A 24,582-nucleotide genomic window follows, 5' to 3' on the forward strand; every position below is an offset into this window, starting at 1 on the left:
TAATCTTTTTGCAGCCTTAAGTAAAGATATACAGAGTTTTTGAAAAAGCATAGGTCTAGATAATCAAGCTAGATTTTTTAGAACTCCACATTGGTCAATTGTACATAAACCATCACAAGTACCTCTTAGATCAGACAATTGTTCAATCAGCTTTTGCTGTTTGATTATATTTTCCTTGATAGCACAGACATGTAAGTCAATTAATTCATTCACATCTGAACAATTTTTCTTGGGATTATCTTTATAGGTGAGTAATTGACGAATTTCATTCAAACTCATATTTAAAGTTCGGCAATTCAAAATAAACTTAATTCGCTCAACATAGCCTATATCGTAAAGGCGGTAATTTCCTTCCGTTCTTTCGGGTTCCGGAATTAAACCTTCCTTTTCATAAAACCTAATTGTTAATACTGAACATGAGGTTTTTTTAGAGAGTTCACCAATTTTTAAATGCATTGAGTTAGTATTTCCAAAAAATCTTGACTCTATAGTAACTATAGGGATTCTAATATTCAAAGTTTATAAATTTTTTTAATGGGTATAATTATGAGTGGTTGTGGATGTAGTAAAGAAACACCATGCGAAGATAAGAAATCTCAACAAGAAAATCATCCATCAATTGCAGAAGCAAACAATTCAAAGAATTGTGATAATACGCTTAGCTGTTGTGGTGAAGAGGAAGAAAAAAAATCTTCATCTCCTTGCTGTAACACTTCAAACAGTTGTGAAGATACCGCTCAATCCTGTTGTGGTTCTGATCCCAAAGAAAATTTAAGCACTGAAGACGTTTTAAAAGATTCGCACTACATGAGTGAATACTTAGTTCCCAAAATGGATTGTTCTGCGGAAGAACAGATGGTTCGTATGGCGCTATCTTCAATTGATGGTGTTCAAAAACTCATCTTTGATTTACCTAACCGGTCTTTAAAGGTTCTACATAATCAAAAAGATGAAAATATAACTACCAAACTTGAAGCTTTGGGTTTTGGTGCAAAGCTTGTGAAGACTGAAACTTATATAAGCAATCAACAGGCTAAGCAAACAAGTACCTATACCATTCCTAAAATGGATTGCTCTGCTGAAGAGCAAATGGTCCGTATGGCTCTTGCAGATATTGAAGCAGTTAAAGGTCTTACTTTTGATCTTCCCAATCGAAAACTGAAAGTCTTCCATAATGAAGGGAGTCAGCAAATTACGGCCAAACTTGAAGAACTGGGTTTTGGGGCGAAACTTGATGAAACACAGCTTTCTACAGGCGATATACCTAATGAACCTGATCCTGTGAGACAAGCTAAAGTACTTAAACTGTTATTAGGCATTAATGCTCTACTGTTCTTTATAGAATTCATCAGCGGAATTATTGCTGCGTCTACAGGATTGATTGCTGATTCTCTAGATATGTTTGCCGATGCAGCCGTTTATGGTATTGCGCTATATGCCGTCGGAAAAGCTGCGAAATATCAAGTGAAAGCAGCCCATTTCGCAGGTTGGATTCAGTTATTACTTGCTGTCATCGTGATTATTGATGTCATTAGACGATTCATGTTTGGAAGCGAGCCAGAATCAACGCTCATGATTGTTATTGGCCTGCTCGCACTTATAGCTAACGTGACATGCTTATATCTTATTTCTGGTCATCGAGAAGATGGCGCACATATGAAAGCCAGTTGGATTTTCTCGGCGAATGACGTTGTGGTAAATATGGGCGTTATATTTGCCGGTGTACTCGTGGCGTGGACGGGATCAGCTTACCCAGACTTAATCATTGGCATCCTGGTTTCTTTATTCGTGCTTAATGGTGCTCGAAAGATTTTGGCTTTGAAGTAAGAGTATCGAAAATGAATCTATTTCAAGTTAAACAAAATCAGATCGTCAAAATTAGAGATCTCAAAAAAGGTAATCAATACAGTCATACCACTGATCCCGTATTGGAACGGCTCCAACTATTAGGTTTTAGAGAGGGTGAAACTCTACAAGTACTCGCTAAAGGTGTTTTTGGCGGAGATCCTGTTTTAGTTCAAATTGAAACTTCAAGATTCGCATTAAGAAAGAATGAAGCTGAAAGAATTTTTGTAGAGTTAGTATCCAATGAAGATTAAGAACATTGCATTAGTCGGTAATCCAAATTGCGGAAAAACCTCTTTATTTAATACGCTTACTGGTACGCGACAAAAAGTTGCCAACTATGCTGGAGTTACCGTAGAAAGAAAAGAAGGTTCTTTTAAATTACCTTCTGGTGATGCAATACGAGTATTGGACTTACCCGGAACTTACAGTTTAAAACCTAGTAGTTTAGATGAAGAAGTCACCAGGGCAGTTTGTTTGGGCGAGCTAAAAGGTGAAATTCTACCCGATATTTTTATATGCGTTGTAGATGCCACAAATTTAAGCTTACATTTGAGCTTGGTTCTCGAAGTTCGTGCTCTAAATCGCCCTATGATTCTTGTATTAAATATGATGGATGAGGTCAAAAAGCGTGGTATTTCCATTGATAAGGATAAACTGTCTCAACTGTTAGGTATCCCTGTAGTTGAAGCTGTCGCAGTTAAAACAAAAGGAATTCAAGATTTAATTAATCAATTAGATCAAAAAAATCTTTTTATTACTCCTTATCATTCTGAATTAAGTCATTTTGAACAGGTCAAACAAATCACCAAACAAGTTATTTTAAATAATGACAGTGGTGATAAAAGAACCGCATTTCTAGATAAAATTTTTCTACATCCTGTATTGGGTTTAGTAATCTTAACTTTAACCATGTTTGTGATGTTCCAGGCGGTATTTATATGGGCAACGCCTTTTATTGAATTCATTGAAAATTTTGTCGCATGGCTCAGTGATTTTATTGGACCACTAATCCAACATCCTCTATTAAAAAGCTTGGTTGTGGATGGGGTAATTGCTGGTGCAGGTAGCGTGCTTGCATATATGCCTCAGATTTTGATTTTATTCTTCTTCATTTTAATGCTTGAAGAGTCAGGTTATTTACCCCGGGCAGCATTTCTTTTAGATAAATTAATGTCTAAAGCCGGGCTTAGCGGCCGTTCATTTATTCCTCTGCTATCCAGTTTTGCTTGTGCCATTCCCGGAATTATGGCAACCAGAAGTATCAGCTCTGAACGGGACCGATTAGCAACAATTATGATTGCACCCTTGATGACCTGTTCAGCAAGATTGCCAGTATATGCTTTATTGATCGCGGCATTTATTCCCAACCAATTAATCTACGGCTGGTTAAGTCTGCAAGGATTAGTCCTTTTTGGTCTTTATATGTCGGGAATAGTCTCAGCGTTATTAGTTTCAGTGTTTCTGAAGTTGGTTCGAAAAGATAAAACTGAAAGTATTTTTATTTTTGAACTTCCCACATACCGAATTCCAGATATTAGAAATATTGCATTAGGCTTATATGATAGGGCAACTATTTTCTTAAAACGAGTTGGTGGCATTATCGTTGCGCTGTCTATCTTGTTATGGGTGCTAGTCACGTTCCCTCAACCACCAGATAATGCAAGCATGCCGGCCATTAACTATAGTTTAGCTGGTCAGTTAGGGCATTTAATTCATCCTATATTTGCGCCTATTGGGTTTACATGGGAAATATGTATTGCACTCATTCCTGCTATGGCAGCAAGGGAAGTTGTAATTGCTGCTCTTGGGGTGATTTATGCGATGTCAGGTGATGAAGATACAGTAACTCAAAGTCTGTTAAGTCAAATTTCAGGCCCGGATGGATGGGGGTTAGCCACAGGTTTATCATTATTGGTATGGTTTATTTTTGCTCCCCATTGTCTTGCTACGTTAGCAACAATTAGACGAGAAACTGGCAGCTGGAAACAGCCCATCATTATGGCAACTTATTTGTTTGCATTAGCCTACATCTTTTCATTCATCACATATCAAGTTGCGAGTAATTTTTAATTAGCAAATGAATAAAATAAGGGAGCTAGCTCCCTTATTTTATTGAAATACTCACTATAAATGAAGCGCTTTTACAAGAAAAACTGTATAGATATCAATAATATTAAACAGCTTCCTAAGAAAACTTCTAATTTAATTATAAATTATGAAAGAGTTCCCTCTTTTTAGTGCAATTCATGAAATTAGGTTTAAATATCAAAAATTATGGCTTAATGAAGAGCATGATCTTGTAGACACTTTTAGTGAAATAATAATCAAAATATTGGAATGCTCCCAGTAGCCTAGACACAAAACCGATTCTAAAATTCTTATACTCGATATGGATAATTATTCTGAAAATTTTTTAGTATTAATTTCTTGTAGATAAGTGAAGATCTCATCTACTGTAGCTCTCGCTGTTCTAGAAACGCCAATTAATGTTGCAGATGCCATACCTGTCCAATCTCCATATCCAACTAACCACAAGTTAGGTAACTTGGCACTGTTGCAAATAGTCGGTGGTGATAAACTTATCATCCCCTTTTGCTGATGGAGCTGCACATGAACCCATTCAAAGGCCGGCATTTTCAGCGTGACATCATTCTGTGGGCCGTACGCTGGTACTGCAAATACGGCATCAGTTACCGTGAGCTGCAGGAGATGCTGGCTGAACGCGGAGTGAATGTCGATCACTCCACGATTTACCGCTGGGTTCAGCGTTATGCGCCTGAAATGGAAAAACGGCTGCGCTGGTACTGGCGTAACCCTTCCGATCTTTGCCCGTGGCACATGGATGAAACCTACGTGAAGGTCAATGGCCGCTGGGCGTATCTGTACCGGGCCGTCGACAGCCGGGGCCGCACTGTCGATTTTTATCTCTCCTCCCGTCGTAACAGCAAAGCTGCATACCGGTTTCTGGGTAAAATCCTCAACAACGTGAAGAAGTGGCAGATCCCGCGATTCATCAACACGGATAAAGCGCCCGCCTATGGTCGCGCGCTTGCTCTGCTCAAACGCGAAGGCCGGTGCCCGTCTGACGTTGAACACCGACAGATTAAGTACCGGAACAACGTGATTGAATGCGATCATGGCAAACTGAAACGGATAATCGGCGCCACGCTGGGATTTAAATCCATGAAGACGGCTTACGCCACCATCAAAGGTATTGAGGTGATGCGTGCACTACGCAAAGGCCAGGCCTCAGCATTTTATTATGGTGATCCCCTGGGCGAAATGCGCCTGGTAAGCAGAGTTTTTGAAATGTAAGGCCTTTGAATAAGACAAAAGGCTGTCTCATCGCTAACTTTGCAACAGTGCCGGCTTGTGCCAGATTCCCAAAGTCAAAAGCAAAAAAATAACCGCTGCTGCCGTTTCTTTTTCCTAGTAACAGAAATGAGATTTTCACCTTTGCGCTTTTCCGCAACGGTTGCAAATTCATTCCCAAGATCAAGTAAAAAAACCATGGGCTTTGCCCAAACCCACGAGGGAAAAATTTCCCCTCGACCCCCTCCAAAAAACTCCCCCAACCCCCTCACTTTTTGAGGGGGCTCCCTCGCCGGTTGGCAGGACAAAACAAAGTTTTGTCAATGCCGAGAGGGTGGAAAATCAGTGGCTCGTATCAACTCCTTAAATTCCTTCCGCTTTGCTCCAGTCAGACATTTACCGTTGACACTTCCCGTTTATCTTTCCTTCTGGCCAAATAAAAAAAGAGTAGCCGTAGCCACTCTTAATTTTACTTATTCAACAATCGCGCCCGATTGCGGCATACTTAAAAATAATCTCAATATTTTTTTGATCTTCTATTCCTCGATTATTCCATATCCTTCTGGTGCAGGAATCCCATGTTCTGCAGAACGACTGACTGATTCCCACTCTTTCCATGTAGATATACGTTTTTCTGCATTTTCAACAGCTAAATCATAAACAAGGCTTCCTAGAATCAATCGGAGAGGCGGATTCTCACTATTAACCAGTTTCATTATAGCTTCGGCAGCCAACTTAGGGTCACTATCAACTGATTCGGTTGAGTTTTGTTGAGCCAACTTCTCACGTAATGAATCATACTCTTTGTTCTGTGTGGTAAAACTCATTTTTAAGTATAGATTCGTCCAATAGCCTCCGGGTTCAACGATAGATACCTTTACACCAAAATGTGCAGCTTCTTGTGCTAATGCCTCGCTAAATCCTTCTAAAGCAAATTTGCTAGCACTATAGATTCCCGACATTGGACCAGTAATCAGTCCACCAATACTAGATATCTGTATAATATGACCTGATCCTTGTGTCCGTAAGTACGGCATAGCTGCTTGACAAATCCAAATTGCACCATAGAAATTAGTCTCCATTTGACTTCTAACTTCATCTTCACTAAATTCTTCAATCATTCCCAATACCATATTTCCTGCATTGTTAATGACAATATCGATCCTTCCAAAATGTTTAATGGCAGTTTCCACTGTAGTAAAAACAGCACTTCTATCAGTAACATCAAGACTTAACGGAAGTAACATTCCTTCAAACTGGTATTTTAACTCATTAAGTTTTTCAATATTTCTAGCAACACCAACAACCTTATCTCCTGACTCTAGTACTTTTTTAGTGAACTCGTATCCTAGTCCACTGCTCGCTCCTGTAATAAACCATACTCGTGTATTTTCTACGTTACTAAATGTCATAAATAATTTCCTCCATTAATCATGTAATATTTAGGTAGCAATTACCCGATATAAAAAAGGGTGAGTACCAAATATTTTATCCAAAAAAGGCTCAGCAAAAAGGGAAAACAAAAAAACGCAAAACGTAATAGAATCTTAACTAACTATTTCGATATCTTTTGAGTTCTGTTTTTTAAATTGGTCATCCCAAATAATCCTAACAGTAAACTTACTTGGAAAATCCATTCCTCTTGAGTATGAAAGTTTTCCTGAGTGTCCAGAAACAATATTCATAGGGAAAATTTCATCAATATCCCAAAAATGCCCTCGATACATACTATCAATTAGAATCTCTAAGTAGACATTTTCAGCAGTAGCTTTACCAACATTAGTTAGTATCAACTGATAATTTCCTTTTGAACCTGTTCTATATGCTCTAATATCTGCCCTATTTTGTTCATTAGAATATTCCTGCTCTTTTGTAATTAAAAGGCGGTTGATTTCAAGCTGCTGCTCCAGAACCTTTTTATTCAGTCTCTTAAAAGAAAAGAAGCTATACATCGAAAAACTTATTGATAGTCCTGCAAAAATAGCTGAAATTGCTGCTATTGTAAGTTCCCAATTAATTTCCATTATTCTTATTTCCATCCCTTACCTTTAAATATTTTTTTCATTTCCTTCGCTAAATCTGTAGCTATCTTATTAGTATCTACTTTGTCCAAAATATGATTTTGTTCAATTAACTCATCTTTATGAAGTTTTAAACCACAAGTACCACAAGTGGCTATTTCATTTTCATCGATTGATAAAAGAGTACAATCACAACTTGGACAAGATAAAGTAATTTGCTGATCTGGAATATTAAGTTTCATTTTTATAATGCCTTTAGATAAATAATTAATTTAAAAAAATTAATTCCAAATAACAAGGATAAAATATAAGCAGAACGACTATAAATGTCGTGCATATTTTATTGTATTTAACATATGGCTGTTAGGCACTGTTGCAAATAGGCTGACATGATAAGCTAAATATCTTATTTATTTCGAGATACAGCAGATGAATCCCTTCCACGGTCGGCACTTTCAAGGTGAAATCATTCTTTGGGCTGTTCGTTGGTATTGTAAATATGGCATCAGCTATCGTGAACTTCAGGAAATGCTGGCCGAACGTGGAGTGAATGTTGATCACACCACAATTTATCGCTGGGTTCAGCGTTATGCTCCAGAAATGGAAAAACGTTTACGTTGGTATTGGCGTAATCCTACAGATCGACATTTATGGCATCTGGATGAAACTTACGTAAAAGTGAATGGCAAATGGGCATATCTATACCGTGCAGTTGACCAACGTGGCCATACTCTTGATTTCTATCTTTCTGCTAGACGAAATACCCATTCAGCTTATTGTTTTCTTGGAAAAATTTTAAATAATGTGAAGAAGTGGCAAATTCCACAAGTGATCAACACGGATAAAGCACCCACATATGGACGTGCTTTATCACGGTTAAAACGGGAAGGTAAATGTCCACCAGACCTTGAGCACAGGCAGATTAAGTATAAAAATAACGTGATTGAATGTGATCATGGCAAGCTAAAGCGGATCATCAGGGCCACATTAGGATTCAAATCTATGAAGACGGCTTATGCCACAATTAAAGGTATTGAAGTCATGCGTGCACTACGTAAAGGACAAGCATCGTCATTTTATTATGGTCAGCCTCAGGGTGAAGTGTGTCTAATCAACAGGGTTTTCGGTCTCTAAGTACTTTTTAAAGGGAACATCATCGACTCAAATCTCTATTTGCAACAGTGCCCCATGAAGTGCCTGCCTGCGTCTGTTAGCCGAACGCCCCGCGCATGGCGCTCAAATAGCAGGACACCAAGGTTATCCTCCAGCGCTTTCACACGCGCGCTGACGCTCGACTAGCTGATACCAAGTGCCTTGGCCGCATGCCGAAAATTCAGATGCTCGGCGACGGCGATGAACTGAACAAGGGAAATGAGCGGTATCCTGCCAGACAGGATACCGACATTCACGAGGTTTCGATGGTTAGTGCGCCGCATCGGAGCGGGCCTGCTACCAGTCGTCGGTTAGACGACTGGCGACTTCTCGGTGGCAGCCCCACGGAGCCGAAGGAGCACCAGCCCCAACGAAACCAGTACCGCCATCGCCGTGGCGTAACAGATCACGGGCCACGCTGTGTCACCGTTTAAAAGTGCCACCGCCAATGTCCCGACAATGCTGACTATCAGGCTTTGAACGCAGAAGTAGAACGCGACCGCTGATCCCGCGATGTCGTCGAACTCTGCCAAAGCGCCGTTCGCGGTAACGGACACCGTGAAGACAATACCGACCGCGACAACCCACATCGGTAGGATGAAGGTGAGGAATGACGGCGAGCCGTAAAGTTCGCCGATCCCCAACAGGACCGCTCCGCAAACAAGCAACGCCATCCCACGCGCCACGCATCCTGCGATGCCCCATCTGGCGACAAAGGACTTCGCGAAACGGGTTGTCACGATCATTACAAGCGCGACAGTGGCGAAGGCAAAGCTGAATCCGATCTCGGAATATTCCGCTTGGCCTATGAGCACACGGGGAGCCGTCGAGAAGAAGACGAAGTAGGTGCCCATACCGGCGCTAAAGCCGACAGTGTAAACCCAAAAAGCCGGACTCGCGAAGATCGGCAAGACAGATCGGCGCGTCTTGACTTGATCCAGAGGGCGGGTTTCGTGCCACCTGAAACCCGCATTTAGGAGTGCGAGCATCGCCAGTATAGCCAAAGTAATGAATATCGCCTGCCATCCCAAGAACTCGCCGATCAATACTCCGGCGATAGGGCCGAGCGCAGGCACGAACGCCAGCATCGAACTGAAAAGGCCGTAGATGACGACACCCTCAGGACGGTTGGCATAAACGTCGCGAACCGTCGCGAACGTCGCCACCAGCATGGCCGACGCGCCCACTGCTTGAAGTAGACGGAAAGCGACAAAGGCCGGTGCAGTTGAAGACCAAGCTGCTCCCAGAGACGCAATGACGAAAGCCGTTGCGCCCGCAAGTAGAATTGGCCGTCGCCCGATTCTGTCTGAGAGCGGACCAAAAATCACCTGGCCCACGCCGAGCATCACCATATAGAGGCTCAACGTGAGTTGGATCATAGCGGGCGTCGTGTTCAGGATGCCGGGCATCGCTGGAACGACAGGGAGATAAATATCCATCGCCAGTGAAGCGAGGATGTCGAAAGGAGCCATCAGCAGCAGTGCTGCCGGCAGCGTATAGGCCCACGCGGGGCGTGTGGTGGTCATGACGAATCAACCCTCGATTAAGGAATACCGGGCGACGTCTGCTCGTCAGCAATCAGATGAGACTAGCCTTACAGAGCGCCGCAACAACAATACTGGTTGTTGCGGCTTACTTGTCTGCTGACTTGGAATTTCCCATCTGATTACTCCACGCTTACGAATATGAATTGCTACATTTTATCCGATTATCTTTTGCTTCGCAATGCGGCATGGGCGCACTCAGCGTTCCAGCCCCCTCTGCCGCCCTAAATGCTTGCTCCAATGCATCGAGCACCATATCTGTATTCATCCGTGTCGATACTTTCCATCCAACAATTGCTCGTGAGAACACATCAATAATAAATGCAGTATAAACCCAGCCTGAATTTGTTTGAATATACGTAAAGTCACTCACCCACAGTTGGTCAGGATGATCAGCAGTAAAATTACGTTTTACCAAGTCATCCGCTCGTTTTTGATCATCTCGGCTACGGGTGGTTTGTTTGTTCTTACCACGCCAAACACCTTTTATACCTAGCTTTTGCATTAATCGAGCAACAGTACAGCGCGCAATAATATAGCCTTCACGTTTCAGTTTTTGCCAGACTTTACGTACACCATACCGACCTGAACTTTCCTTCCAAATTCGTTTAATCTCCTCAGCATGATGCAAGTCATGTAAATCTCGCTTTGCTCGATGTTCTGGATTTTCACAGAGATCTAGAGTCCGGTAATAGGTTGAAGGTGCGATCGGTAAAATTCTACAAATCGCCTCGACTCCGTACAGCTCTTTATTATTATGGATAAAATCCACCATTATTTGTGTGGGCGGTCGAGCTCCGCCTGGGCGAAAAAAGCGGCTGCTTTACGTAGAATTTCATTGGCGCGTTGCAGTTCTTTATTTTCGCGTTCGAGTTGTTTGATACGTTCTTGGTCTGAAAGCTGCTGTACTTTAACTGGATTTTGTTTATCTAAATATTTTTGATACCAAACACGTAGTGTTTCAGGAGTACAACCCTTGCGCAGTATACTGCTCAGGGAGCAATAGCGGTGATCGCAGCCCAATTCGATGGATAATCTTTCTCGGATTCAATCAATAATTGAACCGCTCTTTCTCTGATTTCAGGGGTATATTTTACTTTTTTCATCGGGACATTCTCTCAGAAAGCTTGGTCTCCGACAAACCCGGTACGGTTCAAAAATCTTCCATTGATTTATTTATATCTGTTAAACCAGTCGCATTATGAAATGTAATATAAGTAGAAATTTCAGTATAAATGGTCATGATCTTTTCTAAATTTGAATATCTAAGCGTCTTCATTAATCAACCTTATTGATTATTAGTTTCTTCTTTTAAAGCTCTTTGTACTGTTGCTATCCCTACTTTAAACTTTTCTGCAACACCTCTAAATGTTGAATTTTCTTCAGCCATTGCTTTTCGTATTTCAACATAGTCAACCTTCCGCTTTCTTCCCTTATATAAGCCCTTCGCTTTGGCTTTTGCAATTCCTTCCTTTTGACGCTCACGGATCATGGAGCGTTCAAACTCTGCAAATGGGCACTGTTGCAAAGTTAGCGATGAGACAGCCTTTTGTCTTATTCAAAGGCCTTACATTTCAAAAACTCTGCTTACCAGGCGCATTTCGCCCAGGGGATCACCATAATAAAATGCTGAGGCCTGGCCTTTGCGTAGTGCACGCATCACCTCAATACCTTTGATGGTGGCGTAAGCCGTCTTCATGGATTTAAATCCCAGCGTGGCGCCGATTATCCGTTTCAGTTTGCCATGATCGCATTCAATCACGTTGTTCCGGTACTTAATCTGTCGGTGTTCAACGTCAGACGGGCACCGGCCTTCGCGTTTGAGCAGAGCAAGCGCGCGACCATAGGCGGGCGCTTTATCCGTGTTGATGAATCGCGGGATCTGCCACTTCTTCACGTTGTTGAGGATTTTACCCAGAAACCGGTATGCAGCTTTGCTGTTACGACGGGAGGAGAGATAAAAATCGACAGTGCGGCCCCGGCTGTCGACGGCCCGGTACAGATACGCCCAGCGGCCATTGACCTTCACGTAGGTTTCATCCATGTGCCACGGGCAAAGATCGGAAGGGTTACGCCAGTACCAGCGCAGCCGTTTTTCCATTTCAGGCGCATAACGCTGAACCCAGCGGTAAATCGTGGAGTGATCGACATTCACTCCGCGTTCAGCCAGCATCTCCTGCAGCTCACGGTAACTGATGCCGTATTTGCAGTACCAGCGTACGGCCCACAGAATGATGTCACGCTGAAAATGCCGGCCTTTGAATGGGTTCATGTGCAGCTCCATCAGCAAAAGGGGATGATAAGTTTATCACCACCGACTATTTGCAACAGTGCCGATAAAAATATATCATCATGAACAATAAAACTGTCTGCTTACATAAACAGTAATACAAGGGGTGTTATGAGCCATATTCAACGGGAAACGTCTTGCTCGAGGCCGCGATTAAATTCCAACCTGGATGCTGATTTATATGGGTATAGATGGGCTCGCGATAATGTCGGGCAATCAGGTGCGACAATCTATCGATTGTATGGGAAGCCCGATGCGCCAGAGTTGTTTCTGAAACATGGCAAAGGTAGCGTTGCCAATGATGTTACAGATGAGATGGTCAGACTAAACTGGCTGACGGCATTTATGCCTCTTCCGACCATCAAGCATTTTATCCGTACTCCTGATGATGCATGGTTACTCACCACTGCGATCCCCGGGAAAACAGCATTCCAGGTATTAGAAGAATATCCTGATTCAGGTGAAAATATTGTTGATGCGCTGGCAGCGTTCCTGCGCCGGTTGCATTCGATTCCTGTTTGTAATTGTCCTTTTAACAGCGATCGCGCATTTCGTCTCGCTCAGGCGCAATCACGAATGAATAACGGTTTGGTTGATGCGAGTGATTTTGATGACGAGCGTAATGGCTGGCCTGTTGAACAAGTCTGGAAAGAAATGCATAAGCTTTTGCCATTCTCACCGGATTCAGTCGTCACTCATGGTGATTTCTCACTTGATAACCTTATTTTTGACGAGGGGAAATTAATAGGTTGTATTGATGTTGGACGAGTCGGAATCGCAGACCGATACCAGGATCTTGCCATCCTATGGAACTGCCTCGGTGAGTTTTCTCCTTCATTACAGAAACGGCTTTTTCAAAAATATGGTATTGATAATCCTGATATGAATAAATTGCAGTTTCATTTGATGCTCGATGAGTTTTTCTAATCAGAATTGGTTAATTGGTTGTAACACTGGCAGAGCATTACGCTGACTTGACGGGACGGCGCTTCCCTACCCTCATGGCCGCCTCCCAGGAATCGACCCAGGTGCTTATCGTGGACATAATCCTTTACTCATAAATTTATCTTATTCCATTATTGTACCTGTCACGCAAAACTTGCAGAAAAGCCATAAACGCAGGAGAATCCTGTCGGCGGTGAGGATAATAAATATGGTAGCCGTCAAAATATGGACACCACTCGGTCAGAACAGCAATCAGCTTGCCGCTTTTGATATATCCATCTGCAACATACTCGGGAATATAGGCAATCCCCAGCCCGTCTAATGCTGCATCGAGCTGATGAATCGTGCTGTTCGCAATATATTGCCCTTTGACTTTCAGACTGAATTTCTGAGCATCTTTCTCGAATTCCCAGGCGTACAATCCACTCGTATCAGAATAGCGGACGTTAATGCAGTTGTGGTTCAAAAGATCCTGCGGCTTCCTGGGCTTAGCATAACGCTTAAAATGGCACTGTTGCAAAGTTAGCGATGAGGCAGCCTTTTGTCTTATTCAAAGGCCTTACATTTCAAAAACTCTGCTTACCAGGCGCATTTCGCCCAGGGGATCACCATAATAAAATGCTGAGGCCTGGCCTTTGCGTAGTGCACGCATCACCTCAATACCTTTGATGGTGGCGTAAGCCGTCTTCATGGATTTAAATCCCAGCGTGGCGCCGATTATCCGTTTCAGTTTGCCATGATCGCATTCAATCACGTTGTTCCGGTACTTAATCTGTCGGTGTTCAACGTCAGACGGGCACCGGCCTTCGCGTTTGAGCAGAGCAAGCGCGCGACCATAGGCGGGCGCTTTATCCGTGTTGATGAATCGCGGGATCTGCCACTTCTTCACGTTGTTGAGGATTTTACCCAGAAACCGGTATGCAGCTTTGCTGTTACGACGGGAGGAGAGATAAAAATCGACAGTGCGGCCCCGGCTGTCGACGGCCCGGTACAGATACGCCCAGCGGCCATTGACCTTCACGTAGGTTTCATCCATGTGCCACGGGCAAAGATCGGAAGGGTTACGCCAGTACCAGCGCAGCCGTTTTTCCATTTCAGGCGCATAACGCTGAACCCAGCGGTAAATCGTGGAGTGATCGACATTCACTCCGCGTTCAGCCAGCATCTCCTGCAGCTCACGGTAACTGATGCCGTATTTGCAGTACCAGCGTACGGCCCACAGAATGATGTCACGCTGAAAATGCCGGCCTTTGAATGGGTTCATGTGCAGCTCCATCAGCAAAAGGGGATGATAAGTTTATCACCACCGACTATTTGCAACAGTGCCGTTCAGGCAGTACTTCATCAACCAGCAAGGCGGCACTTTCGGCCATCCGCCGCGCCCCACAGCTCGGGCAGAAACCGCGACGCTTACAGCTGAAAGCGACCAGGTGCTCGGCGTGGCAAGACTCGCAGCGAACCCGTAGAAAGCCATGCTCCAGCCGCCCGCATTGGAGAAATTCTTCAAATTCCCGTTGCACATAGCCCGGCAATTCCTTTCCCTGCTCTGCCATAAGCGCAGCGAATGCCGGGTAATACTCGTCAACGATCTGATAGAGAAGGGTTTGCTCGGGTCGGTGGCTCTGGTAACGACCAGTATCCCGATCCCGGCTGGCCGTCCTGGCCGCCACATGAGGCATGTTCCGCGTCCTTGCAATACTGTGTTTACATACAGTCTATCGCTTAGCGGAAAGTTCTTTTACCCTCAGCCGAAATGCCTGCCGTTGCTAGACATTGCCAGCCAGTGCCCGTCACTCCCACTCAATAGTTGCCGGCGGCTTTGAGGAAACATCGTAGGTTACCCGCGAAATACCGGGAATCTCATTAATGATGCGGCTAGAAACCGTTTCTAAAAACTCATACGGCAAGTGTGCCCAGCGCGCTGTCATAAAATCGATAGTTTCTACTGCGCGCAATGCCACCACATACTCATAGCGGCGGGCATCGCCCACTACGCCAACCGACTTCACTGGCAAGAATACAGCGAAGGCTTGGCTGGTTTTGTGATACAGGTCAGCGGCATACAGCTCTTCGATAAAGATGGCATCAGCCAAGCGCAACCTGTCGGCATATTCTTTTTTTACTTCGCCAAGAATACGCACACCCAAGCCAGGGCCAGGGAAGGGATGACGGTAAACCATGTCGTAGGGCAGACCTAACTCCATACCGATCTTGCGCACCTCATCTTTAAACAGCTCGCGCAGCGGCTCCACCAGCTTGAGCGTCATAACACATTGATATTAGCTTCAATCTCTAAACCGTTGATTTGGAAATACATAATACCCTATTTGTTCATTCTTTTGTTATTTGTTGTATGTTGCGTTATTCCATCAATAATTTTATTCCAATCTTCGAAATGTAGTTCGTGTCCGGTTCCATCAAGCGTTATTAGTTTTGAGCCGTTTATCTTTTCAAGTAAAACTGCTGAATTCTTAAAATGCCATATTTTATCGTCCGTTCCGTGTACAATTAAGGTTGGTTGATTGATTTCGCTCAATCTGTTCCAGTATTCTTCACCACCTTGCAGTGCCGCATGATTGAACATACTTATATAGTTATTAGCTCTTTTAAATTCGGCTCTAATCAGTTTTTCACTTCTTTGTTTGTCAAATTGTTTCCTGCCGCTCATCAATTCAGCACCTTGAATTAAATAATTTGCCACACTGTCTTCATTTGTCCAATCTACGGTTTCAGCTTTTCCGTGAAAATCTAAAATACGCGTATCCATTTCAGGAATTGTGGGGTCTGAGTCGCCCCAAGGACCTGATGAGATTAGTGTTATTGAACTTACCCTGTCGGCATATTTTATTGATGCTATTTGAGAAATCAGTCCGCCCAGTGAAATTCCCACAAAATTGGCTTTGACTATTTTATAGCCGTCCAAAATTGAAATAGCATCATGGGTTAAGTCAACAATATCATAGGGGGTTGAACCCGGTTCGTAATTAGTAGATTTTCCTACGTCCCTATTGTCGTAGCGAATAACAAAAAATCCCTTTTCAGATAGTTTCTGGCAAAATTCAGCATCCCAATACAACATGGATACCGTTGCTCCCGCAATCAAGAGTATTGCCGGATCTTTTTCACATCCAAAACTTTCGGTAAAAAGTCTTATTCCGTTTTTTTTAACTATTTTCTCTTTCATTTCCTCGCCTTTCTGTTTTATAGATTCATTAGTTTTTGGAAAGAAAAGTCGAGGCTGAACATTTCCGTTTCGTTTATTATTGATTCTGCCTGTGCTTCTCTTCCATAAGCAAACATTTGCTGTTCATAATTTTCAATAGCCTCTTCAATGCTGTTAAATTTCCCATTGGTCAGATTATCCGACAATATCAAGGCATCCATCAACCCACTGTTTACGCCTTGTCCTGCAAAAGGAGGCATCAAATGAGCAGCATCTCCAATCATCGTTATGGGTAATGGACGCTTACTTTTCCAAGACTTATCTAAGGGAAATATTCGTGTCGCTAACCCTACAAAAGATGATGTCAAACGAATCAGTTCTTTGTAGCGTTCGTCCCAATCGGAAAATTTTTTCAGGAGAAAATCAACGACACTATTTCTGTCTTGAAAATCTACCCGCGTTTTGCTTTTCCATTCATCAGGTGTTTTAAAACTTATTCCAAAATGCAATGCACCATTATTATTAGGATTCGCAAATAATAAATTACCTTGATGAGCAGCCATTAGCCGGTTTCCATTGCAAAGCTGAAAAAATCCAGGACAGTTCACCTCCGGTTGATGAATATCGGCTTGTATATTGAAAGTACCTGTTTCTTCAACTTCCGTGTCGGTAACAAATTTTCTTACTTTAGACATTCCACCATTGGCAATAATAACCAGATCTGCTGTTTCACTCGATTTATCCTCAAAAGTTAGTATCCACTTCTCCTTATCAGGTTCAAGGGTAACAAGTTTTCTATCCCAAATGACGGTATCATTTTGTAAACTATTTAATAGGATAGTCCTTAAGTCATTTCTGTTTATTTCAGGATTGTCAAAACGATTTTCGGGTCTTACATTTTTTGTGGTTAAAATATTGCCCTTTTCATCAACAATATTTACACCCATTGGTAAAGCTAAGTCATAATAAGTTTGTAACAATCCCGCTCTTTTCATTGCTTCCTGTCCCGAATCCCTGTGCAGATCAAGTGTCCCACCAAAAATCCTTGCATCTTGGTCTTTGTCTCTCTCGTAAACTGTAATGTCCACGCCGTTTTGCTGTAACAATCTCGCCATTGTTAATCCAACAGGCCCGGCACCAATTATTGTAATTTTTTTATGTTTTAGTAAAGTCATATTCTTGTTCGCTGGTTTTAATGTCAACTAATGTCTGTCAATTTAATCACTTTGTTTTTTTTAAATTCAAACACGGATTTTCCTGATAACTTTAGCTTTTGCCCTTTTTTTAAGCCGTTCGGAAAGTCAATTGCTAAAATTGCTGTATAATCAATTTCTATTTCAGTGCTGTTGTCAAAATGCCTAAACGATTTAACTGTCTGTGTTCTCTTTGCAAAGTATGTTTTTGCTGTTTCTGCCTGTTGTTTAAACGCTGTTAACCCTTTCAGCGATAAACTTATATCATTATTTTGAATGTTTTCAAAAACAATATTATCGTCAAGGTCTGCAACCATTTTTTTGATATCAAATTGGTTGTATCCATCGATGTAGTTATTGATGATGTTTACTCTGTCGGTCATATTTTGTAATTATTTATCGGTTACATATTGGTGTTGTCTGTAGGTTGTTCTACGATAATTGCCAACTTTTAACTTCTATACGAAGGAACATGTTGGGATACTTGAACTTTCGATTTAGCGCCAACACGAGCAAACCGAAGTTAGCACCTACTCTCTATTCAGCATATTTTTTAAAAATACTTGTGGCAATGTGTCCGCCAAAACCAAAAGTATTACTCATTGCGTAATTCACTTGCCGTTGTTGTGATTGGTGTAACGTCAAGTTAAATATATCCCTATATTCAGGTTCAATATCTACCGAATTGATTGTTGGCGGAACAATGTTATTCTGAACAACGTATAGGAAGAATAAACGCCCTTTTCACCCAAGTCCAACAGCTTTGGACCGCAGTTGACTCTTTCGACACCCCTGCGATGCAACCCAATCCGGCTGACGGGGAGCCAGCAACGCTGAAAATTTACCCTCCTCTTTCCCACTAGCGGCTCCTTTTCCGACAACCAGCACGGCGGATCCCTGCCGCGGCGCTGTGAACGCAGCATTTTGATTGGTATCGTTGGCCTTCAGGCTCGTCAGTCAAACAGACCCAGGAGCAGCTCAGCCGGTGGCGCCCGGCTTTCGGGTAACGCCCTGGTCCCGCTGGTTTCGGCTTTGTGCTTCAGGTGATCAAGGATCTGCTTGATCACTATAGGGTCTTCAATGCAGGCGATGACTTTCATGGCGCCGCCGCAGCCGCTGCAGGTCTCGATGTCGATATTGAAAACACGCTTGAGCCGTTGCGCCCATGTCATCGACGCTCGCCGTTGTGCTGGTGTTGCCGGTTCATCAGCCACCCTGACCTTGTTGCCCCTGCCCCGTTTTGCCGGCGTGACCAACGCCCGGTGCCGACTGTTGGGTGCGAACACCCCGTGGAAGCGGGTTAGGTTGACTCTGGGCTTCGGTACCAGGGCGGCCAGCCTTGCAATGAAATCCAATGGTTCGAAAATGACGTGCGTGGTGCCGTCCCGGTACGGCGTCTTGAGCTGGTAGCGCACGTTGCCGCCTCGTGTTAACGACAGCCGCTTCTCGGATACCGCCGGGCGGCTGATGTACCGGCACAGCCGTTCGAGCTTCTTGCGTTCATCGGCCCTGGCCGCCACGCCGGCGTGCAGGCTGAACCCGGCTACCTTGCCAATCCCGTCACCGAACGGATCACCACTGGTCGGCAGAGTTTGCAAAGTGAACACCTTTCGCCCCGCCTGTGAACCGACAGCGATACGGTAAGTGATCGAGTGCCCCAGCAGGGGTGTCATCGGGTCGTCATCCACCGCATCCGAGGCCAGATAGCTGTTTTCGACATCCCGTTCCAGCAGGCCTTGCCGTTCCAGATAGCGACCCACCCGGTGGGCGATGGTGTGCGTCAGCTGGGTGAGCTCTGGGCTGGTCGGCGCCTTGACCCAGCGGAAACGCGCTGAGCCGTGGGATTGCTCGACATACACACCGTCGAGAAACAGCATGTGGAAGTGAACATTCAGATTGAGCGCCGATCCAAAACGCTGGATCAGGGTGACCGCGCCCGTCTTGGCCACTTGGTGGGTATGGCCCGCTTTCTTGACCAGGTGCGTGGCAATGACGCGGTAAACGATGCCCAGCACCCACCCCATGATCTCGGGCCGGCTGGCAAACAGGAAACGCAGCTGAAACGGGAAGCTCAACACCCACTGACGCATGGGTTGTTCAGGCAGTACTTCATCAACCAGCAAGGCGGCACTTTCGGCCATCCGCCGCGCCCCACAGCTCGGGCAGAAACCGCGACGCTTACAGCTGAAAGCGACCAGGTGCTCGGCGTGGCAAGACTCGCAGCGAACCCGTAGAAAGCCATGCTCCAGCCGCCCGCATTGGAGAAATTCTTCAAATTCCCGTTGCACATAGCCCGGCAATTCCTTTCCCTGCTCTGCCATAAGCGCAGCGAATGCCGGGTAATACGGCACTGTTGCAAATAGGGATCTGAGTCGATGATTTTCCCTTCAAAAAAGCTTAGAGACCGAAAACTCTATTTACTAGCCAAACTTCTCCTAGAATATTACCGTTATAAAATAATGAAGCTTGTCCTTTGCGTAGAGCACGCATAACCTCAATACCTTTAATTGTGGCATAAGCCGTTTTCATAGACTTGAATCCCAACGTAGCCTTGATGATCCGTTTGAGCTTGCCATGATCACATTCAATCACGTTATTCTTGTATTTAATCTGTCGATGCTCCAGGTCTTCAGGACACTTTCCTTCCTGTTTTAGTCGCGACAAAGCACGGCCATAGGTATGAGCCTTATCAGTGTTTATGACTCGTGGAATCTGCCATTTTTTGACATGATTCAAAATCTTACCAAGAAAACAATAAGCTGAATGGGTATTTCGTCTAGCAGAAAGATAGAAATCAAGAGTATGGCCACGTTGGTCAACTGCACGGTATAGATATGCCCATTTGCCATTCACTTTTACGTAAGTTTCATCCAGATGCCATAAATGTCGATCTGTAGGATTACGCCAATACCAACGTAAACGTTTTTCCATTTCTGGAGCATAACGCTGAACCCAGCGATAAATCGTGGTGTGATCGACATTCACACCACGTTCGGCCAACATTTCCTGAAGTTCACGATAGCTGATGCCATATTTACAATACCAACGAACAGCCCAAAGAATGATTTCACCTTGAAAGTGCCGACCGTGGAAGGGATTCATCTGCTGTATCTCGAAATAAATAAGATATTTAGCTTATCATGTCAGCCTATTTGCAACAGTGCCATATTATTTTGACTGCAAGAAAGAGATCAGACGGATCTCACGATGATCATCTTAAAGAACATGGCGGACAAATTTATCAAGTAACAAGACTTGAAAATGCATGGATGGTTGATGAAGACGGTAAGGGCAACCTAGGAACAAAGCTTGAAACTTTGATTGGAACAGATGAAAATCGTCTATTTATTGAAGCCAATTCGGAAAAGTCAGAAAGTAATGATCCAAAATATGCTGTATCAGCACTTTATAGCCGTAACGTAGCCCCATTTTGGGATATACAAGCTGGTGTAAGATATAGCGAAGATAAAAATAGCAGCAACAGTGATCGAGTTGATGGGGTTATTGGTATATTAGGTCTAGCTCCTTATTTCTTTGAAACACAAGCATATCTTTATGGCGGTGAGAATAATTTTTGGGGAGCAAGTTTTGAATTAGAACGTGATTTGCTTTTAACTCAGAAACTTATTACTCAACCTTATATCGAAGCAGATGTAATATTTAGCGATGATTCTAACTATGCTGCAAAATCAGGTTTATCAGAACTAAAAACTGGTATCAAAACCCGATATGAGATTACTAAGCGAATTAAACCTTTCATTGATGTTGCTTACCAATTTGAAAAAGGACAGAAAGCCACTTCTATGCAAGAGGCAACAGAGTCTGAAAAGGGATGGAAATATGGTGCAGGCATCGAATTAGTTTTTTAAAATAGTATGATTTGGATTCATGAATGGTAGCTTCGGCTACTATTCATGAATTATTACTATTTATTTTCGAATCTGTAAAACTAAAAAAGCTTAATTTTTGGTCTATTTTTATGCAGTGGTTAAAAACATGCTTAAAATTATCACTTATGAGAGTTTTTGATATGCCAACTAAAAAACCAACATCTGAGCGTGATATCGCTAAAGCAGCTGCTTATATATTGCAAGAAAGCTTTTTTAAAGGGTAATCCCCCCTAAAAATAATAGGATCTAAAAGTAGAATTTTCTCTTAAGATACGAGCAGGAGATTCTGCATGAAAACATCTAAATTTACTGACAGTCAGATCATGTCCATCTTGAAACAGGCAGAATCTGGCACACCTGTAGCGACCCTTTGCCGTGAACACGGCATGAGTAATGCTACCTTTTATAAATGGCGTGCCAAATATGGTGGTATGGATACATCATTAATGGCTCGACTGAAAGAGCTAGAAGCCGAAAATACCAGACTTAAAAAGATGTATGCGGAAGAGCGATTAAAGGCCGAAATCATCCAGGAAGCGATGGCAAAAAAGTGGTAAAGCCATCTTGCCGGCGTAAGATGGCACAACAGGCAGTTGCCCAGCATGCCATTAGTATTCGTTTGGCTTGTAAAGCATTTGGCATTAGTGAAACCTGCTACCGCTATCAAGCCAAACTCAGCGATGACAATGCACTCATTGCTGAACAGCTCATTGAACTCACTGAGGAAAATTCCGATTGGGGCTTTGGTTTGTGCTTCTCGTATTTACGGCATGTTGAGAGTTGCTGCTGGAATCACAAGCGGGTTTACCGCATTTACTGTGAGTTGGCACTGAATCTGCGTATTAAACCGAGAAGAAGACTAAAACGGCATGCGCCTGAACCATTGAAAGAACCAATCCGAGAAAATCAGGTTTTGTCATTAGATTTTATGCATGATCAGCTTTCCGATGGTCGCAAGTTTCGATTATTGAATGTGATTGATGATTACCGCCGCGAAGGCCTAGCCATTGAAGCAGGGTTCTCATTGCCCACAATCAGGGTTATTCGTACGTTGAATCAATTGCTGGAGTGGAGAGAAAAACCGTAAGTGATCCGATGCGATAATGGTCCCGAATTTATCAGTCACGAATTTGTGCGCTGGGCTACTGAGCACGGTATTCGTATTGAATATATTCAACCGGGTAAGCCACAGCAGAATGCGTATATTGAACGCTATAATCGGACCATACGTTATAGTTGGCTGAGCAAGCATTTATTTGATACTTTGGATGAAGTACAAGATTATGCAACAAACTGGTTGTGGCATTACAACCATGAAAGACCACATCAAGCTAACAAAGGAAAGCCACCTCTAATGGCTGCTTAACCTCTACTTTTAACTTCGGTTATTTATGGGAGGATTACCACACAAGTGATAAATTTCAGATATTTTTAGATAAATCTAGATATTTCCAATCTAAAAAACACACTGGAAGTGAACAACAATCAGATTTGTAGAAGTTAGAAAAAGTGGGGCTCAGCGGACGCTTACACAAAATAAATTATATATGCACTTTTAACTTAACATTTTTAAAGTTTAAAAAAATAGCTCCTCTTATTTACAAAATAAAAGGAGCTATTTTACTGTTTAAGAAACTGAATTTAAATGAATTTAAAACAATAAACCTTTAAACAACTTAACAAATTACTTGGGTATATGATCTAGAACGGAAGCGTCCGCTGAGCCCCACTTTTTCTAACTCTTTTATGCACTTAATACAATAATGTTAATTTTTTTGTCGTCTTAATTCACTTTTAAAACTCTTAAACTATTTGTATGAAAATTTTGTTAAGATTTTAATCATTTTCTAATCATCAAGGCTCATAAAATTATGGGGTTACCTCGAACTTTTGTTAGCTTCAGTAGTACTGATATTCATTACTACAGATTAATGCAGGCATGGAAAGCCAATAAGCACATAAATTTTAATTTTACTGATTGCCAATTACATACTGCTATACAATCGGTAAATGAAGCTTATATAAAAAGATTATGCAGAGAACGTATCAATATGGCTGGTACATTAATTGTACTAGTAGGAAAAGATACTTATTTGAAAAATACATTTGTTAAGTGGGAAGTTGAAGTTGCCTTAGAAAAAAACTGCCGAATCATTGCTGTAAATTTAGATGGATCACGCCAATTAAATTTCTCTACTTGTCCAACTTTTTTACAAGATATTGGTGCAGTATTTGTTCCTTTTTCAGCAGAGATCGTAGCCTATGCTCTACAGTATTGGGTTAAGCAGCCAAGTGGAAACTGGTATTACCCAGATTCTATTTATCAACAACTTGGATATTGAGAGTGAGTATGAAAGAGGAAGACTTTCCAGGTTTATTTCTAGCCGCAGATAAAGTAGCGAAAAATTATCAAGATAAATTTAAACTTGTTTTAAAAACAAATTTAATTACTTTAGTAATAGCTGCAATTTTATCCTTCATTCCTATATCACATTGGATAATTCCTTTACTACAATTACTTGTACTATTAACCACTTTATTGTGTTCAATATACTTAGCCACTCAAAAACCGGAAAAAATTTGGTATTCTGGCAGAGCTCTTGCTGAATCAATTAAGACATTAACTTGGAGATATATTAGTAAAGCAGAACCATTTAATAATGAAGATAAAGAATCTAAAAGTGAGTTTATTAAAACTTTAAATCAAGCAGTCCAGCAAAATCGAGAAGTCTGTCAAAACTATTCAAATCATCTTGGTGATGAACAAATCACTAAAAAAATGATCGAAATGCGTTCAAAAGATCTAAAGACAAGACAACAAAATTATCACCTATATAGAATTAAAGACCAGAACGATTGGTATTCAGCAAAAGCAAAATATAATCAAGATAAATCAAATTTTTTCTTCATAATATTGATTATAATGAATAGTATCGCAGTCATATTAGCAGCTACAAAAATAGCTTTTGCTGATATTACACCGTGGCCTACCGATATTTTTATTGCAGCAGCAGCAAGCATTTTAACATGGATACAAGCTAAAAGATTTTCAGAACTGGCTGCTTCATATACTTTAGCTGCACATGAAATTAATATTATCAAGTCTCAAGCATTAGATGAAATGAACGAAGACGAATTTTCTGTATTTGTTGGTGATGCAGAAAATGCCTTTTCTCGCGAACACACTCAATGGGTAGCAAGAAAAGACATATACTAAATACTTA

At 42.4% G+C, this 24,582-nt stretch carries 22 protein-coding genes, 8 pseudogenes and 1 other annotated feature; of the genes and pseudogenes, 11 read left to right on the forward strand and 19 right to left on the reverse strand.

Going from position 1 to position 24,582, the window contains the following annotated elements; translation table 11 throughout:
* Window positions 1-63 precede the first annotated feature (63 nt).
* Window positions 64-456, reverse strand: coding sequence for a Cd(II)/Pb(II)-responsive transcriptional regulator (gene cadR, locus LXF01_RS15350; RefSeq protein WP_126034944.1), 393 nt, complete (start codon window positions 454-456; stop codon window positions 64-66).
* Between the two features lie 90 nt (window positions 457-546).
* Here cadR and LXF01_RS15355 point away from each other — a divergent pair, with 90 nt between their 5' ends.
* From LXF01_RS15355 to feoB, 3 genes are read left to right on the forward strand one after another with little or no spacing between them, the layout of a single operon-like run.
* A complete protein-coding gene (locus LXF01_RS15355; RefSeq protein ID WP_180025065.1) occupies window positions 547-1,827 on the forward strand; it encodes a cation transporter in 1,281 nt (426 codons plus the stop codon).
* An 11-nt stretch (window positions 1,828-1,838) separates the two neighbouring features.
* Complete coding sequence (locus tag LXF01_RS15360; RefSeq protein ID WP_004665962.1) at window positions 1,839-2,099, forward strand: FeoA family protein; 261 nt, start codon at window positions 1,839-1,841, stop codon at window positions 2,097-2,099.
* Window positions 2,089-3,918 (forward strand): ferrous iron transporter B, encoded by a 1,830-nt coding sequence (feoB, locus tag LXF01_RS15365; RefSeq protein ID WP_026444403.1) that lies wholly within the window; start codon window positions 2,089-2,091, stop codon window positions 3,916-3,918. The genes LXF01_RS15360 and feoB overlap by 11 nt, the downstream gene beginning before the upstream one ends.
* A 327-nt stretch (window positions 3,919-4,245) precedes the next feature.
* Here feoB and LXF01_RS15370 read toward each other — a convergent pair.
* A pseudogene (locus LXF01_RS15370) lies at window positions 4,246-4,401 on the reverse strand (pyridine nucleotide-disulfide oxidoreductase); the annotation flags it as partial.
* 57 nt (window positions 4,402-4,458) lie between these two features.
* Between LXF01_RS15370 and LXF01_RS15375 the strand changes: the two are divergent.
* A complete protein-coding gene (locus LXF01_RS15375) occupies window positions 4,459-5,163 on the forward strand; it encodes an IS6-like element IS26 family transposase (RefSeq protein ID WP_001067855.1) in 705 nt (234 codons plus the stop codon).
* Between the two features lie 533 nt (window positions 5,164-5,696).
* Here the strand turns inward: LXF01_RS15375 and LXF01_RS15380 are convergent.
* From LXF01_RS15380 to LXF01_RS15390, 3 genes are all read right to left on the reverse strand, one after another.
* Entirely contained in the window at window positions 5,697-6,572 is an 876-nt protein-coding gene (locus LXF01_RS15380; RefSeq protein ID WP_012478242.1) for an SDR family oxidoreductase, read from the reverse strand.
* 135 nt (window positions 6,573-6,707) lie between these two features.
* Window positions 6,708-7,184, reverse strand: a complete 477-nt coding sequence (locus LXF01_RS15385; protein ID WP_025465772.1) for a hypothetical protein — start codon at window positions 7,182-7,184, stop codon at window positions 6,708-6,710.
* 5 nt (window positions 7,185-7,189) lie between these two features.
* Window positions 7,190-7,423, reverse strand: coding sequence for a hypothetical protein (locus LXF01_RS15390; protein ID WP_000773187.1), 234 nt, complete (start codon window positions 7,421-7,423; stop codon window positions 7,190-7,192).
* Between the two features lie 187 nt (window positions 7,424-7,610).
* Between LXF01_RS15390 and LXF01_RS15395 the strand changes: the two genes are divergently transcribed.
* Window positions 7,611-8,315, forward strand: coding sequence for an IS6 family transposase (locus LXF01_RS15395; RefSeq protein ID WP_005028420.1), 705 nt, complete (start codon window positions 7,611-7,613; stop codon window positions 8,313-8,315).
* Window positions 8,316-8,350: 35 nt separating this feature from the next.
* Here the strand turns inward: LXF01_RS15395 and LXF01_RS17625 are convergent.
* From LXF01_RS17625 to LXF01_RS15420, 5 genes and pseudogenes are all read right to left on the reverse strand, one after another.
* Window positions 8,351-8,464 (reverse strand): annotated as a pseudogene (locus tag LXF01_RS17625) (LysR family transcriptional regulator); the annotation flags it as partial.
* A gap of 180 nt (window positions 8,465-8,644) precedes the next feature.
* A complete protein-coding gene (floR, locus tag LXF01_RS15405; protein WP_000214122.1) occupies window positions 8,645-9,859 on the reverse strand; it encodes a chloramphenicol/florfenicol efflux MFS transporter FloR in 1,215 nt (404 codons plus the stop codon).
* 151 nt (window positions 9,860-10,010) lie between these two features.
* Window positions 10,011-10,983 (reverse strand): annotated as a pseudogene (locus LXF01_RS15410) (IS3 family transposase).
* Window positions 10,578-10,694, reverse strand: a sequence feature (AL1L pseudoknot). It overlaps the preceding pseudogene by 117 nt.
* A gap of 182 nt (window positions 10,984-11,165) precedes the next feature.
* On the reverse strand, window positions 11,166-11,369 hold the full coding sequence (locus tag LXF01_RS15415) for a hypothetical protein (RefSeq protein WP_233944675.1): 204 nt from the start codon (window positions 11,367-11,369) through the stop codon (window positions 11,166-11,168).
* Window positions 11,370-11,444: 75 nt separating this feature from the next.
* Window positions 11,445-12,149, reverse strand: coding sequence for an IS6-like element IS26 family transposase (locus LXF01_RS15420; RefSeq protein ID WP_001067855.1), 705 nt, complete (start codon window positions 12,147-12,149; stop codon window positions 11,445-11,447).
* Between the two features lie 129 nt (window positions 12,150-12,278).
* Here LXF01_RS15420 and aph(3')-Ia point away from each other — a divergent pair, with 129 nt between their 5' ends.
* Window positions 12,279-13,094 carry an aminoglycoside O-phosphotransferase APH(3')-Ia gene (gene aph(3')-Ia / locus LXF01_RS15425; protein WP_000018323.1) on the forward strand — a complete coding sequence of 272 codons (816 nt, stop codon included), beginning with the start codon at window positions 12,279-12,281 and terminating at the stop codon, window positions 13,092-13,094.
* Between the two features lie 136 nt (window positions 13,095-13,230).
* Here aph(3')-Ia and LXF01_RS15430 read toward each other — a convergent pair whose 3' ends face one another.
* The 9 genes and pseudogenes from LXF01_RS15430 to LXF01_RS15470 all read right to left on the reverse strand — a co-directional run bounded on the left by LXF01_RS15430 (window position 13,231) and on the right by LXF01_RS15470 (window position 20,570).
* On the reverse strand, window positions 13,231-13,632 hold the full coding sequence (locus LXF01_RS15430; RefSeq protein WP_001183556.1) for a LysR substrate-binding domain-containing protein: 402 nt from the start codon (window positions 13,630-13,632) through the stop codon (window positions 13,231-13,233).
* 39 nt (window positions 13,633-13,671) lie between these two features.
* Entirely contained in the window at window positions 13,672-14,376 is a 705-nt protein-coding gene (locus tag LXF01_RS15435; protein WP_001067855.1) for an IS6-like element IS26 family transposase, read from the reverse strand.
* Between the two features lie 61 nt (window positions 14,377-14,437).
* Window positions 14,438-14,791: pseudogene (locus tag LXF01_RS15440) on the reverse strand (transposase zinc-binding domain-containing protein); the annotation flags it as partial.
* 111 nt (window positions 14,792-14,902) lie between these two features.
* Window positions 14,903-15,379, reverse strand: a pseudogene (locus tag LXF01_RS15445) (GMP synthase (glutamine-hydrolyzing)); the annotation flags it as partial.
* A gap of 56 nt (window positions 15,380-15,435) precedes the next feature.
* Window positions 15,436-16,296 carry a macrolide hydrolase EstT gene (gene estT / locus LXF01_RS15450; protein WP_077782102.1) on the reverse strand — a complete coding sequence of 287 codons (861 nt, stop codon included), beginning with the start codon at window positions 16,294-16,296 and terminating at the stop codon, window positions 15,436-15,438.
* A gap of 17 nt (window positions 16,297-16,313) precedes the next feature.
* Window positions 16,314-17,450 (reverse strand): tetracycline-inactivating monooxygenase Tet(X), encoded by a 1,137-nt coding sequence (tet(X), locus tag LXF01_RS15455; protein ID WP_044502094.1) that lies wholly within the window; start codon window positions 17,448-17,450, stop codon window positions 16,314-16,316.
* Window positions 17,451-17,473: 23 nt separating this feature from the next.
* The gene (locus LXF01_RS15460) at window positions 17,474-17,851 is read right to left on the reverse strand and encodes a hypothetical protein (RefSeq protein WP_044502095.1); all 378 of its coding nucleotides are present in this window, start codon (window positions 17,849-17,851) and stop codon (window positions 17,474-17,476) included.
* A gap of 570 nt (window positions 17,852-18,421) precedes the next feature.
* Window positions 18,422-19,813: pseudogene (locus tag LXF01_RS15465) on the reverse strand (IS91-like element ISCR2 family transposase); the annotation flags it as partial.
* A gap of 52 nt (window positions 19,814-19,865) precedes the next feature.
* Entirely contained in the window at window positions 19,866-20,570 is a 705-nt protein-coding gene (locus tag LXF01_RS15470; protein WP_001067794.1) for an IS6-like element IS1007 family transposase, read from the reverse strand.
* Window positions 20,571-20,665: 95 nt separating this feature from the next.
* Between LXF01_RS15470 and LXF01_RS15475 the strand changes: the two are divergent.
* The 5 genes and pseudogenes from LXF01_RS15475 to LXF01_RS15495 all read left to right on the forward strand — a co-directional run.
* Window positions 20,666-21,337, forward strand: a pseudogene (locus LXF01_RS15475) (copper resistance protein B); the annotation flags it as partial.
* A gap of 23 nt (window positions 21,338-21,360) precedes the next feature.
* Window positions 21,361-21,582, forward strand: coding sequence for a hypothetical protein (locus LXF01_RS15480; protein WP_058870629.1), 222 nt, complete (start codon window positions 21,361-21,363; stop codon window positions 21,580-21,582).
* A 66-nt stretch (window positions 21,583-21,648) separates the two neighbouring features.
* Window positions 21,649-22,724: pseudogene (locus tag LXF01_RS15485) on the forward strand (IS3 family transposase).
* A gap of 505 nt (window positions 22,725-23,229) precedes the next feature.
* Entirely contained in the window at window positions 23,230-23,700 is a 471-nt protein-coding gene (locus tag LXF01_RS15490) for a TIR domain-containing protein (protein ID WP_058951564.1), read from the forward strand.
* Between the two features lie 8 nt (window positions 23,701-23,708).
* Window positions 23,709-24,575 carry a DUF4231 domain-containing protein gene (locus LXF01_RS15495; protein ID WP_058952493.1) on the forward strand — a complete coding sequence of 289 codons (867 nt, stop codon included), beginning with the start codon at window positions 23,709-23,711 and terminating at the stop codon, window positions 24,573-24,575.
* Window positions 24,576-24,582 lie beyond the last annotated feature (7 nt).

It is taken from the genome of Acinetobacter sp. SH20PTE14, from assembly GCF_021391555.1.
Classification (GTDB): domain Bacteria; phylum Pseudomonadota; class Gammaproteobacteria; order Pseudomonadales; family Moraxellaceae; genus Acinetobacter; species Acinetobacter amyesii.